This is a genomic window from Streptomyces sp. NPDC101110, from assembly GCF_044759525.1.
In the GTDB taxonomy this organism is placed as follows: Bacteria; Actinomycetota; Actinomycetes; order Streptomycetales; family Streptomycetaceae; genus Streptomyces.
In genome coordinates this window covers 20,310-36,916 of record NZ_JBIVZM010000019.1, presented here as the reverse complement: position 1 = coordinate 36,916, position 16,607 = coordinate 20,310, and the positions used below count along the sequence as shown (strand labels likewise).

Sequence of the window (16,607 nt, the reverse complement as noted above, 5' to 3'; positions counted from 1 at the left end):
CACCCCCGCCCCCGCCCTAGGCGGGACGAGTGGTCCCCCGCGCCACACCCGTCCCCTATGCGAGATTTGTCTGATTAGCGCGTATCGTCGCCGCATGCCCACGCCCTACGGATCCCGCGGCGGCATGGCGTTCGGTGTGGAGGAGCTGCGTGTGCTCCGCCGCGCTCTCGCCCTTGCCCTCCACCCCACCCCCGCCTCGGCCGAAGACGTCCAGGACTGTCTCCGTCTCGCAGAGTCGCTCGACGAGGCGCTGCGGGAGGGGGCCAGGCTGCGTGCCTTCCTCGTGGCCGACCTGGGCCGGTACCGCGCCGCCCTCCCCGGCACCGCCGCCGGGTACCTCGCACTCCTGGACGAGGCCCTGGGTGCCGGTTACGGCCCCGTCCCCGACGACCTCGCCGCCCTGCGCGCGCTGCGCGGCAATCCCGCCGCGGCGGCCCTCCTGGACCGCTGCGCACCCGCCCCCGCGGCCACCGCGCCCGCCGCCGCGGCCGTGGTGCCCGGCTCGCGCACCCGCACCCGCCTCCTGGCGATCCCCGGCGGCCGCCGCACCGCGGCCGGTGACGCCGCCGACGGCCCGGAGAAGCAGCCCGAGAAGAAGCCCGCACGCAAGCCGGCGCCTCCCAAGCCCGCCCCCGCTCCGGCGCCCGCCCCGGGCACTCCCAAGCCCTCCCGCCCGATCCCCACCCCGGGCGAGGTCTTCCCGCGCCGCAAGCCGGCCCCGCCCCCGCCCGCGGGCCCCCAGCAGCTCGCCGCGGGCTGACGTGGCTACCCTGGAGCCATGGACTACGTCTCCGCGCTGCTGCCCCCGGTCGTCATGGCCGTCTTCTTCATCGGCGTGATCCGGGTGATCGTGAAGACCCAGGGCGGCGCCAACAAGGCCAAGGAGGACGCGGCCGTGGACGCCGCCCTCGCGCGCGTGGAGGGCGCCCGCCAGTCCGGCGTGACATCCCCGAAGGCCGAGGCCTGACCCCACCCCTTCCAAGGGCGTACGACTCGGCGGACCCGCATCCCGCGGCGCCCGCATCCCCGAGCCGTACGCCCTTTTTGTTCACGTTCGCCGTGAAGCGCACGTCCGCCACGCCATTACCGGGATCTCCCACTATTGTTCTGAGCTGTGCCTCGCCCATTGGGAGAACTCGAAGACGCGGTCATGTCGCGGGTGTGGAAGTGGAACCGCCCGGTGACCGTTCGGGAAGTCCTGGAAGATCTTCAGAAGGAGCGGTCCATCGCGTACACCACCGTGATGACCGTTTTGGACAATCTCCATCAGAAGGGCTGGGTGCGCCGCGAGGCGGAAGGCCGTGCCTATCGATATGAGGCGGTCTCCACCCGCGCCGCCTACGCGGCCGCCCTGATGAACGACGCCTGGTCGCAGAGCGACAACCCCGCCGCCGCTCTCGTCGCCTTCTTCGGCATGATGAGCGAGGAACAGCGGCAGTCACTCAGTGATGCCGTACGGATCGTGCAGGGTCCGGAAACCCAGGAACCGACCGAACCGTCGGAATCCGCGGAACGGCCCGAACGGCCGGAACCCGGGGAAGCCGCTCCGGAGAACCCCGCCTCCGCTCGGGACCGGGGCGGGCGATAGCGTCCCGTCATGTCCGCGAAGAGCCCCGAAGCCGCCGCAAAAGCCATCACCGTCCGGCGGGCCCGCACCAGCGATGTCCCGGCCGTGCGCGGCCTCCTTGACGCCTACGTGCGCGGCCGCATCCTGCTCGACAAAGCGACGGTGACGCTTTACGAGGACATCCAGGAGTTCTGGGTCGCGGAACGTGACGACAACGCCGAGGTCGTCGGCTGCGGTGCGCTGCACGTGATGTGGGAAGACCTCGCGGAAGTCCGGACTCTCGCGGTGAAGCCCGGCCTGAAGGGCGCGGGTGTCGGACACCGTGTCCTGGAGAAGTTGCTGCAGACCGCCCGCTGGCTCGGCGTTCGCCGGGTTTTCTGTCTGACCTTCGAAGTCGACTTCTTCACCAAGCACGGCTTCGTGGAGATCGGTGAGACACCCGTCGACACCGATGTCTACGCGGAGCTGCTGCGTTCCTATGACGAGGGTGTCGCGGAGTTCCTCGGACTCGAACGAGTGAAACCGAACACCTTGGGCAACAGCCGGATGCTCTTGCATCTGTGATCGCCGGATGCCGGTCGGCCGCAAGTGGGCACGTCCGGTTCGTCAAGGCATATTCCGCCGGGCCTCCCTGCCCCGGTTCCCTATGTCCGAAACGCGCACGTTTCCGGACCGAGCACGGGCTGCCGGTCTCTGCCGGGGGTTTGTGTTTTTCCGGCAAAAGCGGTTTGCTTTCCGAGGTACTGCAGTACTGCATATAACAGGGGACGGCGATACGGCGGACGCCGGCACACCCCGGCCCTGAAGATATCGATGAAAGGAAATCCGGTGGCACAGAAGGTTCAGGTCCTTCTTGTCGACGACCTCGACGGTGGCGAGGCGGACGAGACCGTGACGTTCGCGCTGGACGGCAAGACGTACGAGATCGATCTCACCACTTCCAATGCGGACAAGCTCCGTGGCCTTCTCGAGCCTTACGTGAAGGGCGGTCGTCGTACCGGAGGCCGTGCTTCGGGCGGGCGCGGAAAGGCGCGCGCCACGTCGAGCGGCAGCCAGGACACCGCGGCGATCCGCGCCTGGGCGAAGGAGAACGGCTACGAGGTCAACGACCGCGGCCGTGTTCCCGCGACCATCCGCGAGGCTTACGAGAAGGCCAACGGCTGAACAGCGGCACTACCGACCCTGCGTACGCACGGCCGGCGGCTGGGCGCCCGCGCGCCGCAGCCGGATCCGGTGGCACCGCGTGGCCACCGCGCTCACCAGCCGCACGAGATCGGGGGCGTCCCCAGCGCCCCCCGGCGCCGACAGCGTCGGCAGCGAGGCCTCGACCTCGCACCCCGGCTCGGGGGGCCGCAGCCACACAGCGGCCCCCTGGGAACCGAACCGGCCCCGCGCAGCAGGCGGAAACCCGGCCCCGCAGGGCTCCGCAGCGTGCGACGCGCACGACGACGGCACCGCCCTCCCTCCATGAGGCCCCGGGGGTGACGTCACCGCCCTCTCCCCGTGAGGCCCCGGGGGTGACGGCGCCTCCATGAGGCCGCCCGCGCCGATCGGGGCGAAATCCAGCGGCAGATCCCCCCACTCCAGCCACTCCAGCAGCCCTGGAAGCTCCTCCGCGCTGCCCGCGGCCACCCAGAGCAGCATCCGGTCGCCGCGCAGGGCGACGGGAGAGCCCGGCGCCGCGTGCCGCAGCGCCGCGTGCCCCGCCTCGGCGGGTACGTCCAGGACGTCGTAGCGCACCCCCACCACCAGGCGCAGCGGATCGCCGGGCACCGTCGGCCACCCCAGTTCGTTCTCGTACCACCGCCGGACCTGACCGCTCGCCCCGGCCGGGGCGAGCGGCCGCCGGGGGAGCGGAACGAGCGGGGACGAGGATGCGGTCACGGGCTGAGGGGCGCCGAACATGCCACGTGCAACAGCCGAAAGGCCGTGCTGGTTACGGTGGGTCGCGCCGCAGATGCTCAGAGTGTCGAAAAGGGGGTGCCTGAGTGGCGTGGGGAGGCGCAAGGTTGTTCGCCCGTAGCGGAGGGAAACAGGGCACTCGGCATGGTCTTCTGGTCCCTGCGGGTAAGACATCCCTAGTGGGAGGGGGCGACACGCAGGAAAGGACGTCTCACGTTCGCCATCGGCGTACTGGCGAGTGGGGTATCTGCCTGGCCTGCGGGAACATCGTCTCGCACCATCGGGTTGGAGCAGATGTCGGCGTTCGGGGTCAGGAGGCCAAGGACGGTGTCGGCAGTTGGAATGAGCGGTCCCCGCTTGCGGGACTAAGCTGCGGAAGGACAGGGAGGGGAAGTTCCCCCCACTGCCTGACCGCTCTGAGGAGCGATTAACGATGTTCGAGAGGTTCACCGACCGCGCGCGGCGGGTTGTCGTCCTGGCTCAGGAAGAAGCCCGGATGCTCAACCACAACTACATCGGCACTGAGCACATCCTCCTGGGCCTGATCCACGAGGGTGAAGGTGTCGCCGCCAAGGCCCTTGAGAGCCTCGGGATTTCGCTCGAGGCGGTCCGCCAGCAGGTGGAGGAGATCATCGGCCAGGGCCAGCAGGCCCCGTCCGGCCACATCCCCTTCACCCCCCGTGCCAAGAAGGTCCTGGAGCTGTCGCTCCGCGAGGCCCTTCAGCTGGGCCACAACTACATCGGCACGGAGCACATCCTGCTCGGCCTGATCCGCGAGGGCGAGGGCGTCGCCGCCCAGGTCCTCGTGAAGCTGGGCGCAGATCTGAACCGTGTGCGGCAGCAGGTCATCCAGCTGCTCTCCGGTTACCAGGGCAAGGAGACCGCCACCGCCGGCGGTCCTGCCGAGGGCACCCCCTCCACGTCCCTGGTCCTCGACCAGTTCGGCCGGAACCTCACCCAGGCCGCTCGTGAGTCCAAGCTCGACCCGGTCATCGGGCGCGAGAAGGAGATCGAGCGGGTCATGCAGGTGCTGTCCCGCCGTACGAAGAACAACCCGGTGCTGATCGGTGAGCCCGGCGTCGGCAAGACCGCCGTCGTCGAGGGCCTCGCCCAGGCCATCGTCAAGGGCGAGGTGCCCGAGACCCTCAAGGACAAGCACCTCTACACCCTGGACCTCGGCGCCCTGGTCGCCGGCTCCCGCTACCGCGGTGACTTCGAGGAGCGCCTGAAGAAGGTGCTCAAGGAGATCCGCACCCGCGGCGACATCATCCTGTTCATCGACGAGCTGCACACGCTGGTCGGTGCGGGTGCCGCCGAGGGCGCCATCGACGCCGCTTCGATCCTGAAGCCGATGCTGGCCCGCGGTGAGCTGCAGACCATCGGTGCCACCACGCTGGACGAGTACCGCAAGCACCTGGAGAAGGACGCGGCCCTGGAGCGCCGCTTCCAGCCCATCCAGGTCGCGGAGCCGTCCCTGCCGCACACGATCGAGATCCTCAAGGGTCTGCGTGACCGGTACGAGGCGCACCACCGCGTCTCCATCACCGACGAGGCGCTGGTCCAGGCCGCCACCCTGGCCGACCGGTACATCTCGGACCGCTTCCTGCCGGACAAGGCGATCGACCTGATCGACGAGGCCGGTTCCCGGATGCGCATCCGCCGGATGACCGCCCCGCCGGACCTGCGCGAGTTCGACGAGAAGATCGCCGGCGTCCGCCGCGACAAGGAGTCCGCGATCGACTCGCAGGACTTCGAGAAGGCCGCCTCCCTGCGCGACAAGGAGAAGCAGCTCCTCGCCGCCAAGGCCAAGCGGGAGAAGGAGTGGAAGGCCGGCGACATGGACGTCGTCGCCGAGGTCGACGGCGAGCTGATCGCCGAGGTCCTCGCGACCGCCACCGGCATCCCGGTCTTCAAGCTCACCGAGGAGGAGTCCTCCCGCCTGCTGCGCATGGAGGAGGAGCTCCACAAGCGGGTCATCGGCCAGAACGACGCCGTCAAGGCGCTGTCGAAGGCGATCCGCCGTACGCGTGCCGGTCTGAAGGACCCCAAGCGCCCCGGTGGCTCGTTCATCTTCGCCGGCCCGTCCGGTGTCGGTAAGACCGAGCTGTCCAAGGCGCTCGCCGAATTCCTCTTCGGCGACGAGGACGCGCTGATCTCCCTCGACATGTCGGAGTTCAGCGAGAAGCACACGGTCTCGCGCCTCTTCGGTTCGCCCCCCGGCTACGTGGGTTACGAGGAGGGTGGCCAGCTGACCGAGAAGGTCCGCCGCAAGCCGTTCTCGGTCGTCCTCTTCGACGAGGTCGAGAAGGCCCACCCGGACATCTTCAACTCGCTGCTGCAGATCCTGGAGGACGGTCGCCTGACCGACTCCCAGGGCCGGGTCGTGGACTTCAAGAACACGGTCATCATCATGACGACCAACCTCGGCACCCGGGACATCTCCAAGGGCTTCAACCTGGGCTTCGCGGCCCAGGGCGACACGAAGTCCAACTACGAGCGCATGAAGAACAAGGTCTCGGACGAGCTCAAGCAGCACTTCCGGCCCGAGTTCCTCAACCGCGTCGACGACGTGGTCGTCTTCCCGCAGCTCAGCCAGGACGACATCCTCAAGATCGTCGACCTGATGATCGGCAAGGTGGACGAGCGCCTGAAGGACCGGGACATGGGCATCGAACTCTCCCAGTCCGCCAAGGAGCTGCTGTCCAAGAAGGGCTACGACCCGGTGCTGGGTGCGCGTCCGCTGCGTCGCACCATCCAGCGCGAGATCGAGGACTCGCTGTCGGAGAAGATCCTCTTCGGCGAGCTGCGCCCCGGTCACATCGTGGTCGTCGACACGGAGGGCGAGGGCGAGACCAAGACCTTCACCTTCCGCGGCGAGGAGAAGGCGGCCCTGCCGGACGTCCCGCCGATCGAGCAGGCGGCCGGTGGCACGGGTCCGAACCTGAGCAAGGACGCGTAAGCGTCACGGCCTGACGAGAAGGGGCCGGTGCCGAAAGGCACCGGCCCCTTCCGCATGTCCGCGCCCTACGACAGCTGCCCGTCGTAGTCCGGCAGCTTGAAGGTCTTCTCCGCGTGGCCGCCCGACAGGTCGGTGGCGCTGTTGCCGATGTTCGCGATGATCGTGTAGCCCTTGCGTTCGATGTCGACGCGCTGGGCCGTCTTGTAGTCGGCGACGTTCTTGAAGAGGTCGATGAAGTTGCGGACGTAGAGGCCGGAGACCTGGTAGCCGGTCTGCTTCAGGTTGTACTGGGTGAACGAGGCGATGATGTCCGGCCGCGCCGTCACGAAGAACAGCGCGACGCCGCGTTCCTGTGCGTATCTGGCGGCTTCCAGGACCGGCTTGTTCGCCGGCTGGGGATAGCTGAAACCGAAGTCCGTCTCCAGCGTCGTGTTGTCGATGTCGAAGACGATGGCCTGCTTCTCGCCCGGCTTCGTGGCCGCTATCCGCTGTTTCAGATAGGGCAGCGCCTGGTCCATCACGGTCTGGCAGTCCTTCTGCCAGGTGCCGTAGTCGACGTCCGCGGAGGTGGCCGTGGCGGTGGCTGTGGCTGGGGTGGTGGCCCGGGCGGCGGTCGCGGCGTCGGCCGGTGCGGCCATCGCCACGAGGGCCGCCGCGGAGACGGCGGTCACTGATGCGCGGCGCAACCAGGGGCGTCGGGTCTGCATGTCGTGGGGGGTCCTCTCACGTCCGTGACGCTGCCAACATGTCGTGTGCATGCTTGTGCGCGAGGGTGGCGCGAAGGGAACCGTAGGGTTACCGGGCGGTAGGCGCCTAGAGGTGTGCGCCACATTTTCGGAATGGCCGAAGAGCGCCCCCGGTGACATGCCGCACAGGCGATATGTCCGTTACTAGCTGGAATAGTGGATGACGGGCCAGGAGAAAAGGGACTTTTCTACCTGTGAAGAGGCGGAAGTGCTGGCCAGTGTCCTGATTCGTCCCGAATGACTGCTGTGTCAAGAGACGTAGAACACTGAACCAATTTACTAACTAGCGTCGTAGATCACGCTTTTGGGAGTTTGTCGGGCTTCGGGTTACCAAGGGATGGCCATGCGGCGAGCGGTTGTGCGCCGGGTGGTTTTCTCTGCCCCCTTCCCCACGAGGTTTCGATGTCCCAGCGCGTCACGTCCCGTTCTTCCCGTACGTCCCAGCTCCGCACCCGTGCGACCGTGCTGGCCGCCGGCCTTGGTGTCTCGGTCGCACTGGGAGCCGGGGTCGCGTCCGCCGCCGACACCACGGCCGCGTCCGGGGCCGCCGGCGCCGTCCAGGCGCAGGCCGCCGCCCAGGCCAAGGTCGCCAAGGCCGAGGCCGTGAAGGCCGAGAAGGCCGCCAAGGCCGCCGCCGCCAAGAAGGCGGCCCAGAAGAAGGCCGCCGCCAAGAAGGCCGCGCCCTCCTGGGTGGACCCGGTGAAGAAGTACACGCTCTCCGCGAGCTTCGCCCAGAACGGCGGCATGTGGGCGCACAAGCACAGCGGTCAGGACTTCGCCGTGCCGAGCGGCACCCAGGTCTTCGCCACCCACGGCGGCACCGTGGTCAAGGCCGGCGGCAACGGCGCCGGCGACGGCCCGGCGTACGGCAATGCCATCGTCATCAAGCACGGCAACGGCACGTACTCCCAGTACGCCCACCTGTCGAAGGTCAAGGTGCACGTCGGCCAGATAGTCAAGACCGGCCAGGAGATCGCCAAGTCCGGCAACACCGGCAACTCCAGCGGTCCGCACCTGCACTTCGAGATCCGTACGACCCCGAACTACGGTTCCGCGGTCGACCCGGTGAAGTTCCTGCGCGCCAAGGGCGTGAAGGTCTGACCCGCCTGACCCTCCGGGCCCACTAGGAGCCCCCGGCCCCCCGGTGGGCCTGGGTCACCAGGTCCGTGGCGACCTCGAGGACGGCTTTGTTCTTCTCCTCGGGGTCGTCTCCCATGTCCTGGAGCAGGAACATCCCGGCGTGCAGCGTGAAGATCGCGCTGGCGCAGCGGACCTGGTCGACCAGATCGGCGTCCGGGTCGACGATGATGTCGCGCAGGCTGTGGATGCGCTCCTTGAACGACTCGCCGATCCGCAGGTCCCTGACCGTCGCCTGGTTCTCGTGCATGAAGCGGAACAGCGGGGTCGCCTCGGCCAGTGTGTCGGCGTAGCGGCGGATGATCTCCTGCTTGGTCGCGAGGGTGTGCGGCTGCTGCCGGCCCCACTCGATCAGGTCCTCGATCGGCTGGGTGAGGTCCTCGAAGATGCTGACGAGGATCTCTTCCTTCGTCTTGAAGTGGTAGTAGAGCGCCGCCTTGGTGACCTCCAGGCGCTCCGCGATCTCGCGCAGTGAGGTCTTCTCGTAGCCCTGCTCGGCGAAGAGCTCGAGGGCCACGTCCTGGATGCGCCGGCGGGTGTCCCCGCGGCGCCGCTGCCTGGTGCCGTCCATGGTGCCGCCCATCCTCCTACGCCGCCCGGTTTCCATAAAACTTACTTGACGCCCGGCTAGTTCCGCGGCTAGCTTCCGAGTGTAGTCACTAGCCGGTCGGCAAGTAAGTAGCGGTAGCTGGGGGAGTGGGAAGCGATGACGGACACAACGGACACACCGGCGGCCGACGCCAGGGAGAAACAGCCCAAGAGCGTACGGGTCGTGCTGCTCGCACTGATGATCGCGATGATGCTCGCGATGCTCGACAACATGATCATCGGCACGGCGATGCCGACGATCGTCGGTGAGCTGGGCGGGCTCGAACACCTCTCCTGGGTCGTCACCGCCTACACCCTCGCGACCGCGGCCTCCACCCCGCTGTGGGGCAAGCTCGGCGACATGTACGGCCGCAAGGGCACGTTCCTGTCCTCCATCGTGATCTTCCTGATCGGCTCCGCGCTCAGCGGCATGGCCCAGAACATGGGCGAGCTGATCGGCTTCCGCGCGGTGCAGGGACTCGGCGCCGGCGGTCTGATGGTCGGTGTCATGGCGATCATCGGTGACCTGATCCCGCCCCGGGAGCGCGGCAAGTACCAGGGCATGATGGCCGGTGTCATGGCGCTGGCCATGATCGGCGGTCCGCTGGTCGGCGGCACGATCACCGACAACTGGGGCTGGCGCTGGGCCTTCTACATCAACCTGCCGCTCGGCGTGGTCGCACTGGTCGCCGTCACCGCCGTGCTGCACCTGCCGAAGAAGCGCTCAAAGGCGCGGATCGACTACCTGGGCGCCGCGCTGCTGACCGTGGGCATCACCGCGATCGTGCTCGTCACGACGTGGGGCGGCACGGAGTACGCCTGGAGCTCCGCGCGGATCATGGAACTGATCGGCATAGGGGTCGCCGCACTGGTCGGGTTCGTGTTCTGGCAGACCAGGGCCGCGGAGCCGGTGGTGCCGCTGCACATCTTCCGCAGCCTCAACTTCACGCTGATGTCCGTCATCGGTTTCATCACGGGCTTCGTGATGTTCGGCGCCACGCTCTTCCTGCCGCTGTACCAGCAGTCCGTGCAGGGCGCGTCCGCGACGAACTCCGGGCTGCTGCTCCTTCCGATGCTCGGGGCGATGCTCGTGACCTCGATGGTCGCCGGGCGGGTGACCACGAACACCGGCAAGTACAAGGTCTTCCCGGTCCTCGGCAGCGCCCTGATGATCGTCGGGCTGTACCTGCTGTCCACGATGGACACCGGGACGTCCCGTCTGACGTCCGGGGTCTTCATGGCCGTGGTCGGGCTCGGCATGGGCTGCCTGATGCAGATCACCATGCTGGTCGCGCAGAACAGCGTGGAGATGAAGGACATGGGCGTCGCGTCCTCGTCCACGACACTCTTCCGCACCCTCGGTTCCTCCTTCGGCGTCGCGATCATGGGCGCGCTGTTCAACAACCGCGTCCAGGACGTCATGGCCGAGCGGGGCGGGGCGCTGGGCTCCAAGGTGACCGAGCAGTCGGCGCAGCTCGACGCGAAGAGCCTGGAGAAGCTGCCGGCGCTGGTCCGTGAGGCGTACCAGCACGCGGTGTCCGCCGGCACGCACTCGGCGTTCCTGCTCGGGGCCGTGGTGGCGGTGGTCGCGCTGGCGGCGGCCGTCTTCGTCAAGGAGGTGCCCCTGAAGGGCGCGGGACCGAAGGAGGACGGCGAGCCGGACGCCACGGCGGCACAGCCGCCCGTGGCCGAGACCGTCTGAGCGCACCGCACGAAGGCCCCCGGGAGTGTCCGCCCGGGGGCCTGGCGTTGCCCGGCCAGGAGCCCGCAGCCGATGTCGGACCCCCGTGCCACCATCGGTCGCATGGACAAGACGCGCCAGGTCCGGCTGGCCAAGGACGCGATGGACCGGGACTGGGCCGACCCCGGGCTCGACCTGGACACCGTCGCCGCGCACGCCGGGTACTCGCGCTACCACTTCATCCGCGCCTTCAAGGAGGTGTACGGCGAGACCCCCGGCCAGTACCTCACACACCGCCGCATAGAACGCGCCGAGGACCTGCTGCGCACGGTGAACCTCTCGGTGACGGAGATCTGCCACCTGGTCGGCTTCAGCAGCGTCGGCACGTTCTCGGCCCGCTTCAAGGCCTGGACCGGGCAGACACCCAGCGAGTACCGCACGAAGCACGTGGGCCGGGGCGCCGCCCTCATCCCCGGCTGCTACGCCATGCTCTGGGCCGGCGGTTTCCGCCCCGCCCCGGGTGCCGGCAAGCAGCGCAATTCCGGAGAAGCGCACTGACGCCCCCGCTGCCTACCGTGGCAGGGCACGGGCATCACCGGCCGCAGCGTCAGAGCAGGAGCACGCCATGATCAAAGGTCTCGCCATCTCGACCGTCTGGGTCCTCGACCAGGACCGCGCCAAGGAGTTCTACACGGAGAAGCTGGGCCTCGAGGTCCGTACGGACATGACCATGGGCGAGGGCGGCATGCGCTGGCTCACGGTCGGCTCGCCCAACCAGCCCGACGTCGAACTGACGCTGATGGTGCCCGGCGGGCCCGCGATGGACCCCGAGTCCGCCGAGATGCTCAAGAAGCTCGTCACGAAGGGCGCGCTCGGCGCGGGCGTGCTGACCACCGACGACATCCACGGCGACTACAAGAAGCTCAAGGACAAGGGCGTGGAGTTCCTCCAGGAGCCCCAGGAGCGTCCGTACGGCACGGAGGCGCTGTTCCGCGACGACTCCGGCAACTGGTTCTCGTTCACCCAGCCCCGCGAGGGCGGCCTCGACATGGACCAGGACTGGTCCTGCTGAACCGGGACCCGCGGCCCTATGCTCCCGAGCCGGGCAGCATCGGGTAGCTCCCCGTGTTGGTCGGCGCGTGCTCCGGCAGCCACAGCACGGCGACCGCGCCCTCGGCCGGCAGGTGCTCCGGTGTCCCGGGCGTGCGGACGTTGCGGAAGGTCAGCCGGGCGCCCAGCACCCGGGCCTGCCCGGCCGCGATGGTCAGGCCGAGCCCGTGGCCCTGCCCGGCCCGGTCCTTGCTGCCGGTGCGGAAGCGGCTCGGCCCGTCGGCGAGCAGGTCCTCGGGGAAGCCCGGGCCGTGGTCGCGCACGCGGATGACCCGGCCCTCGACGCTGACCTCGATGGGCGGCTTGCCGTGCCGGGCCGCGTTGGCCAGGAGGTTGAACAGCACGCGCTCGAGGCGACGCGGGTCGGTGGTGACCTCCGACTCGTGCACGACGCGCACCTCGACGGCCCGGTCCTTGGCCGCCACCCGCCGGGCGACGAACTCGCCCAGCATGATGTCCTGCAGCTCCGCCCGCTCCGAGGCCCCGTCCAGCCGGGCCACCTCCAGCACGTCCTCGACCAGCGTGCGCATGGCCTTGGCCCGGTCCAGCACCAGTTCGGTGGGGCGCCCGGGCGGCAGCAGTTCGGCGGCGGTGAGCAGGCCGGTGACCGGGGTGCGCAGCTCGTGCGCGATGTCGGCGGTGACCCGCCGCTCGGCCTCGATGCGCTGGCGCAGCGTGTCCGACATGGCGTCCACCGCGCTCGCCAGGTCGTCGGTCTCGTCGCGTACGACCCCGCCCATGGCGTCCCGCACCCGCACGTCGGTCTCGCCGCCCGCGAGCTGGTTCGCCGCGACCGCCGCCTTGCGCAGCCGCCGCGAGAGGTGCCCGCCGATGAGCACCCCGAGCGCGCTGCCGCCGAGGACGACCGCGATGGACCCGATGAGCAGGGCCTGGTCGAGGTCCTGGAGGATGTCCGAGCTGCGGTCGGTGAAGCCCGAGTGCAGCGACATCACCTGCCCGTTCTTCAGCGGCACGGCGGCCCATATGTCGGGCACGTCACCCGGCCGGTCCGCCACGTACGTCGCCCGCTGGCCCGCCTCCACCCGCTCCCGCAGCGCATGCGGCAGATCCGGGTCGTTGATCTTGGTGTTGGGGAAGTTCATCCGCCCCGACAGCTCGAAGTTGCGCTGGGCGATCATGATCCGCTCGTCGGCGAGATCGCGCGCGTTGTCCAGCATCGAGACCCGGGCGGCGTTGTGCACCACGAGGCTCAGTGCGATCGCCACCAGCGCGCCCACCAGGGCGATGGCAGCGCTCAGCTTCCATCTGAGGCCCGTGCGGATACCCGCCCGCTCCAGGCCCGCGGCGACCAGGCGCCGGAAGTGCCCCCTCATATCCCTGCCCCTGCTCAGGCCTTCAACTTGTAGCCGAAGCCGCGGACCGTCTCGATCCGTTCCTGGCCGATCTTCTGCCGCAGCCGCTGCACATGCACGTCGACGACCCGGGTGTCCCCACCCCAGCCGTAGTCCCACACCCGTTCCAGCAGCTTGTCCCGGGAGAGCACCGTGCCGGGCGCGGAGGAGAACTCCAGCAGCAGCCGCATCTCGGTCGGCGTCAGCGCGACCGGCTCCCCGGCGCGGCGGACCTCCATGCCCTCGGTGTCGACCTCCAGGTCCCCGAAGGCCAGTACTCCGCCGCTCGCCGGGGCGTCCGGCTCCTCGGTCCGGCCACCGCCCGCGTGTCCGAAGCGGCGCAGCACCGCGCGGATCCGGGCGACCAGGACGGCACCGTCGAACGGCTTGGTGACGTAGTCGTCCGCACCCGCCTCCAGGCCCAGCACGACGTCGATGGAGTCGGCCCGTGCCGACAGCATGATCACCGGCACGGTCGACTCGTCACGGATCCGGCGGCAGAGGCTGACACCGTCCAGGCCGGGAACCATGACGTCCAGCAGCGCGATGTCGGGGCGGTCCGCCCGGAACGCCTCCAGACCCGACAGCCCGTCGGGCATGGCGGTGACCACGAAGCCGTCCCGTTCCAGGGCGAGCTGCGTGGCCTCGCGGATGACGTCGTCGTCCTCGACGAACAGGACGTGGGTCTGGTCTGCCATCCCGGTGCTCTCTGTCCTCTGTGGTCCGTGGGGGTGCGTTCTGGTGGGGGCACACATATGCGGTTGGTGAAGGTGCGTTCTCCTGCTGGGACGCACGGGCCCGGCGATGCGTTCACCGGGAGGCCGGTCCGAGTGTCCCCGATCGGGTCACGCGGCCCCGCGCGCGCGTCAGCTCGCGGGCACCGGCGTCGCGCTGTCGCCGGCGACCTTCCCGTAGTCGTTGTGCGTCCGGTACTTCTCGGCGAAGTGGCCGGAGGTCCATCTGTACGTGATCACGTTCTCCCCGGAAGGGCTCGACACCGGGTCACCCTTGTCGTACACCTGCTTGGTCACCACCAGGTCGCCGCGGTCGATCTCCGCGTAGACCGGCGGCTCCTCCGACGTGAACACGTTCTCGTACGAGCCGCCCTGCTCGCGGTACACGTAGCTGCCGACGCCCACCGCGTCACCGCACGTCAGCACGTTGACGACGACGTCGTCCGCGGAGCCTTTCGTGAGATTGCCGTAGGAGACGTCGACCGGGTACTCGTTGGCCACGCACGGCTTGAGCTCGCGCTTCACCTCGGGCGCGACCTTCGGGTCGTCCTTGACGAGCTTGACCGCGTCCACGGTGTCGGGCGACTTCGACGGTGCGGTGGACGGAGTCGCGGCGGCGGCGCCCGCCACCGAGTCGGCGTGCGCCGGGCCCTCGTCACGGGCGCCGGTGCCGTTGGCACCGCACCCGGACACCAAAAGAGCGAGGGCGGTGGGCACGGCCAGTGCCGCGCTCACCGCCTGGACAGTGCCCCGGGTCCGTGCAGAACCCTCGCCGGTCAGGCCGCGCACCGCTCCCGCTCCTCACGCTCCAGCGCGCGTGCGTCCAGGTCGCGGGACTCCAGCTCCTCGCGGAGCCGGGCGAGCGCCCGGTGCAGCGTGCTCTTGACCGTTCCGGCCGACATGCCGAGGGCGGCGGCCGTTTCCTCCGTGGACATCTGCTCCCAGTGTCGCAGCACCACGACACTGCGCTGTTTCGGGGCGAGGACCTTCAGGATGTCCATGAGCAGCGCGCGGTCCGCGTGCTGCTCGGTGGCGTCGTCGACCGAGGCGTCCGGGAGCTGCTCGGTCGGGACCTCCTCCAGCTTCCGCGCCCGCCACCACTCCGTACGGGTGTTGATCATCACCCGGCGCAGGTAGGCGTCGGCCAGCCGCTTGTCCTCGATGGTCTCCCAGCGGCCGTACGTCCGTACCAGCGCCGTCTGCAGCAGGTCCTGCGCGTCCGTCGGGTCCGGGACCAGGCGGCGGGCACTGCGCAGCAGCGCGTCCTGCCGGGTGCGGACGTACTCCTCGAACTCGAGCACCTCGCCCTGCGCCATGGTGAACCGCCTCCCGTTTCCCCGTTCGGGCCGGCTCCCCGCCGCCCGTGTACTGCCTGTGGTCTTGCGTCGTCCCGTGTCGTCCGGGAACGCATCTGAAGGTACGGAGGCGTTGTCACGGCGCTGTCCGAAGCAGCCTGCGGCCAGCGCTCGGCTGTCCGTCGGTTGTGTAACGGAAATCCGAACGGGGTAAAGCGGTGGGGGTGTTGAGGCGGTTTAGGGGCGGTTTGTCCACCCTGGGTCTGCGCCGTGGACTGTGACGGACGGCGGCCCGCGCTGTGCTGTGTCTGTGCGTCAGGCCAGCGGCAGCCGGTACGAACCGCCCTCCAACGGCTCCACCAGACCGTCGGCGACGAGACCGTCGAGGGCGCGGGCGCGCTGCACCGGCTCGCGCCACACCCGGTCCAGAGCCGCCTGCGGAACGGGGCCGTGGGACTCCCGCAACACCGCGAGCAGCCGCCCGCGCACCTGCCGGTCGGTGCCGGCGTAGCTCTGGCCGCGGCGCGGCGGCCCGTCGTGCTCCGGCTTGCCCGCCAGCCGCCACGCGCACTGCGCGGCGATCGGGCAGCGGTGGCACGACTCGCTCTTCGCCGTGCACACCAGCGCGCCCAGCTCCATGGAGGCGGCGGCCCAGCGGGCGGCGGTCGGCTCGTCCTCGGGCAGCAGCGCGCGGGCCAGTTTGCGCTCGGCGGCGGTGGTGGCGTTCGGCGGGTACTGCACGCCGGTGACCGCGCGGGCGAACACCCGGCGCACGTTGGTGTCCAGCACCGGGTGCCGCTGTCCGTAGGCGAAGGAGGCGACGGCCGCGGCCGTGTACTCGCCGATCCCGGGCAGCGCCAGCAGCTGGGCGTGGTCGGCCGGTACGTCACCGCCGTGCCGTTCCGTTATGGCGACGGCGGCGCCGTGCAGCCGCAGCGCACGGCGGGGGTAGCCGAGCCGACCCCAGGCCCGGACGGCCTCGCCCGGGGCCTCCTTGGCGAGGTCGGCGGGGCGCGGCCACCGCTCCAGCCACTGCTCGTAGACGGGCAGGACACGGCTCACCGGCGTCTGCTGGAGCATGAACTCGCTGACCATCACCCCCCACGCCCCGGCCTCGGGACGCCGCCACGGCAGGTCGCGGGCGTTCTCGCCGAACCAGTCGATGACGGGGGAGTGCAGATCCTCTCCGAGCGGCCGGCCGGAGGCGGGGTCGGAGGGGGAGTCGGCGGTGGGGTGCTGGGGCTTCGTGGGAGCAGTCATGGCTCTTCGATGGTGCCATGGTGAGGCGCCGAATCGGGCACACCGCCACCCCGCCGGGGCGGTCGCCCGGTGATCGCAGGCGTCTGTTCGAGTGGCCGATCGCGCGACGGAGCCGCTTCGGCCTCCCCGTCCGCCCTCAACCACCCCTCCGCCCAGGCGTGCCGTCGGAGCCGAGCCGCGAACTACCGCGCGGCGCCCGGGCGTTGTGGACCGATTGCGCGCCGTGCGGCCCGGCTCACTGGCGCGCGGGCGTCTCGCACGACGGGACGGGCGCCG

Annotated in this window: 18 protein-coding genes; 10 read left to right on the top strand and 8 right to left on the bottom strand. The window is 69.8% G+C overall.

What is annotated here, in order from left to right; genetic code table 11:
- Positions 1–94 precede the first annotated feature (94 nt).
- From ACIQU3_RS33740 to ACIQU3_RS33720, 5 genes are all read left to right on the top strand, one after another.
- Positions 95–760, top strand: coding sequence for a hypothetical protein (locus ACIQU3_RS33740; protein ID WP_403742153.1), 666 nt, complete (start codon positions 95–97; stop codon positions 758–760).
- A gap of 18 nt (positions 761–778) precedes the next feature.
- On the top strand, positions 779–967 hold the full coding sequence (locus ACIQU3_RS33735) for a hypothetical protein (RefSeq protein ID WP_403742151.1): 189 nt from the start codon (positions 779–781) through the stop codon (positions 965–967).
- A gap of 183 nt (positions 968–1,150) precedes the next feature.
- The gene (locus ACIQU3_RS33730) at positions 1,151–1,588 is read left to right on the top strand and encodes a BlaI/MecI/CopY family transcriptional regulator (protein ID WP_403742582.1); all 438 of its coding nucleotides are present in this window, start codon (positions 1,151–1,153) and stop codon (positions 1,586–1,588) included.
- Between the two features lie 9 nt (positions 1,589–1,597).
- A complete protein-coding gene (locus tag ACIQU3_RS33725; protein ID WP_234850358.1) occupies positions 1,598–2,131 on the top strand; it encodes an amino-acid N-acetyltransferase in 534 nt (177 codons plus the stop codon).
- Between the two features lie 264 nt (positions 2,132–2,395).
- Positions 2,396–2,731 carry an Lsr2 family protein gene (locus tag ACIQU3_RS33720; RefSeq protein WP_403742148.1) on the top strand — a complete coding sequence of 112 codons (336 nt, stop codon included), beginning with the start codon at positions 2,396–2,398 and terminating at the stop codon, positions 2,729–2,731.
- Between the two features lie 9 nt (positions 2,732–2,740).
- Here ACIQU3_RS33720 and ACIQU3_RS33715 read toward each other — a convergent pair whose 3' ends face one another.
- Entirely contained in the window at positions 2,741–3,472 is a 732-nt protein-coding gene (locus ACIQU3_RS33715) for an SCO3374 family protein (protein ID WP_403929379.1), read from the bottom strand.
- A 430-nt stretch (positions 3,473–3,902) separates the two neighbouring features.
- Here ACIQU3_RS33715 and ACIQU3_RS33710 point away from each other — a divergent pair, with 430 nt between their 5' ends.
- Entirely contained in the window at positions 3,903–6,428 is a 2,526-nt protein-coding gene (locus tag ACIQU3_RS33710; RefSeq protein ID WP_403742143.1) for an ATP-dependent Clp protease ATP-binding subunit, read from the top strand.
- Between the two features lie 65 nt (positions 6,429–6,493).
- Here the strand turns inward: ACIQU3_RS33710 and ACIQU3_RS33705 are convergent, their stop codons facing one another.
- Positions 6,494–7,135: an HAD family acid phosphatase gene (locus tag ACIQU3_RS33705; RefSeq protein WP_403742140.1), complete on the bottom strand. Its 642-nt coding sequence runs from the start codon at positions 7,133–7,135 to the stop codon at positions 6,494–6,496.
- Positions 7,136–7,576: 441 nt separating this feature from the next.
- On the opposite strand from ACIQU3_RS33705, the gene ACIQU3_RS33700 reads away from it, so the two are divergent.
- Positions 7,577–8,275, top strand: coding sequence for a M23 family metallopeptidase (locus tag ACIQU3_RS33700; RefSeq protein ID WP_361113406.1), 699 nt, complete (start codon positions 7,577–7,579; stop codon positions 8,273–8,275).
- A gap of 22 nt (positions 8,276–8,297) precedes the next feature.
- Here the strand turns inward: ACIQU3_RS33700 and ACIQU3_RS33695 are convergent, their stop codons facing one another.
- Positions 8,298–8,894: a TetR/AcrR family transcriptional regulator gene (locus ACIQU3_RS33695; RefSeq protein WP_403742137.1), complete on the bottom strand. Its 597-nt coding sequence runs from the start codon at positions 8,892–8,894 to the stop codon at positions 8,298–8,300.
- Between the two features lie 123 nt (positions 8,895–9,017).
- On the opposite strand from ACIQU3_RS33695, the gene ACIQU3_RS33690 reads away from it, so the two are divergent.
- From ACIQU3_RS33690 to ACIQU3_RS33680, 3 genes are all read left to right on the top strand, one after another.
- Positions 9,018–10,601, top strand: coding sequence for an MDR family MFS transporter (locus ACIQU3_RS33690; RefSeq protein WP_403929376.1), 1,584 nt, complete (start codon positions 9,018–9,020; stop codon positions 10,599–10,601).
- Between the two features lie 102 nt (positions 10,602–10,703).
- Positions 10,704–11,138: a helix-turn-helix transcriptional regulator gene (locus ACIQU3_RS33685; protein WP_403742130.1), complete on the top strand. Its 435-nt coding sequence runs from the start codon at positions 10,704–10,706 to the stop codon at positions 11,136–11,138.
- A gap of 67 nt (positions 11,139–11,205) precedes the next feature.
- The gene (locus ACIQU3_RS33680) at positions 11,206–11,652 is read left to right on the top strand and encodes a VOC family protein (protein WP_361873145.1); all 447 of its coding nucleotides are present in this window, start codon (positions 11,206–11,208) and stop codon (positions 11,650–11,652) included.
- A 16-nt stretch (positions 11,653–11,668) separates the two neighbouring features.
- On the opposite strand, the gene cseC is transcribed toward ACIQU3_RS33680, so the two are convergent.
- From cseC to ACIQU3_RS33655, 5 genes are all read right to left on the bottom strand, one after another.
- Entirely contained in the window at positions 11,669–13,024 is a 1,356-nt protein-coding gene (cseC, locus tag ACIQU3_RS33675; RefSeq protein ID WP_403742122.1) for a two-component system sensor histidine kinase CseC, read from the bottom strand.
- 14 nt (positions 13,025–13,038) lie between these two features.
- On the bottom strand, positions 13,039–13,740 hold the full coding sequence (gene cseB, locus ACIQU3_RS33670; protein WP_403742119.1) for a two-component system response regulator CseB: 702 nt from the start codon (positions 13,738–13,740) through the stop codon (positions 13,039–13,041).
- Positions 13,741–13,908: 168 nt separating this feature from the next.
- Positions 13,909–14,565: a hypothetical protein gene (locus tag ACIQU3_RS33665; protein ID WP_403742117.1), complete on the bottom strand. Its 657-nt coding sequence runs from the start codon at positions 14,563–14,565 to the stop codon at positions 13,909–13,911.
- Positions 14,553–15,092 (bottom strand): SigE family RNA polymerase sigma factor, encoded by a 540-nt coding sequence (locus ACIQU3_RS33660; protein WP_030251439.1) that lies wholly within the window; start codon positions 15,090–15,092, stop codon positions 14,553–14,555. Before ACIQU3_RS33660 ends, ACIQU3_RS33665 begins: the two co-directional genes overlap by 13 nt.
- Positions 15,093–15,386: 294 nt before the next feature.
- Entirely contained in the window at positions 15,387–16,331 is a 945-nt protein-coding gene (locus tag ACIQU3_RS33655; RefSeq protein ID WP_403929373.1) for an A/G-specific adenine glycosylase, read from the bottom strand.
- Positions 16,332–16,607: the final 276 nt, after the last annotated feature.

Bases quoted from the DNA above. Each gene is read 5' to 3' on its own strand.
- ACIQU3_RS33740 (WP_403742153.1), top strand. From the start codon at position 95: ATGCCCACGCCCTACGGATCCCGCGGCGGCATGGCGTTCGGTGTGGAG.
- ACIQU3_RS33735 (WP_403742151.1), top strand. From the start codon at position 779: ATGGACTACGTCTCCGCGCTGCTGCCCCCGGTCGTCATGGCCGTCTTC.
- ACIQU3_RS33730 (WP_403742582.1), top strand. From the start codon at position 1,151: ATGTCGCGGGTGTGGAAGTGGAACCGCCCGGTGACCGTTCGGGAAGTC.
- ACIQU3_RS33725 (WP_234850358.1), top strand. From the start codon at position 1,598: ATGTCCGCGAAGAGCCCCGAAGCCGCCGCAAAAGCCATCACCGTCCGG.
- ACIQU3_RS33715 (WP_403929379.1), bottom strand. From the start codon at position 3,472: ATGTTCGGCGCCCCTCAGCCCGTGACCGCATCCTCGTCCCCGCTCGTT.
- ACIQU3_RS33710 (WP_403742143.1), top strand. From the start codon at position 3,903: ATGTTCGAGAGGTTCACCGACCGCGCGCGGCGGGTTGTCGTCCTGGCT.
- ACIQU3_RS33705 (WP_403742140.1), bottom strand. From the start codon at position 7,135: ATGCAGACCCGACGCCCCTGGTTGCGCCGCGCATCAGTGACCGCCGTC.
- ACIQU3_RS33700 (WP_361113406.1), top strand. From the start codon at position 7,577: ATGTCCCAGCGCGTCACGTCCCGTTCTTCCCGTACGTCCCAGCTCCGC.
- ACIQU3_RS33695 (WP_403742137.1), bottom strand. From the start codon at position 8,894: ATGGGCGGCACCATGGACGGCACCAGGCAGCGGCGCCGCGGGGACACC.
- ACIQU3_RS33690 (WP_403929376.1), top strand. From the start codon at position 9,018: ATGACGGACACAACGGACACACCGGCGGCCGACGCCAGGGAGAAACAG.
- ACIQU3_RS33685 (WP_403742130.1), top strand. From the start codon at position 10,704: ATGGACAAGACGCGCCAGGTCCGGCTGGCCAAGGACGCGATGGACCGG.
- ACIQU3_RS33680 (WP_361873145.1), top strand. From the start codon at position 11,206: ATGATCAAAGGTCTCGCCATCTCGACCGTCTGGGTCCTCGACCAGGAC.
- cseC (WP_403742122.1), bottom strand. From the start codon at position 13,024: ATGAGGGGGCACTTCCGGCGCCTGGTCGCCGCGGGCCTGGAGCGGGCG.
- cseB (WP_403742119.1), bottom strand. From the start codon at position 13,740: ATGGCAGACCAGACCCACGTCCTGTTCGTCGAGGACGACGACGTCATC.
- ACIQU3_RS33660 (WP_030251439.1), bottom strand. From the start codon at position 15,092: ATGGCGCAGGGCGAGGTGCTCGAGTTCGAGGAGTACGTCCGCACCCGG.
- ACIQU3_RS33655 (WP_403929373.1), bottom strand. From the start codon at position 16,331: ATGACTGCTCCCACGAAGCCCCAGCACCCCACCGCCGACTCCCCCTCC.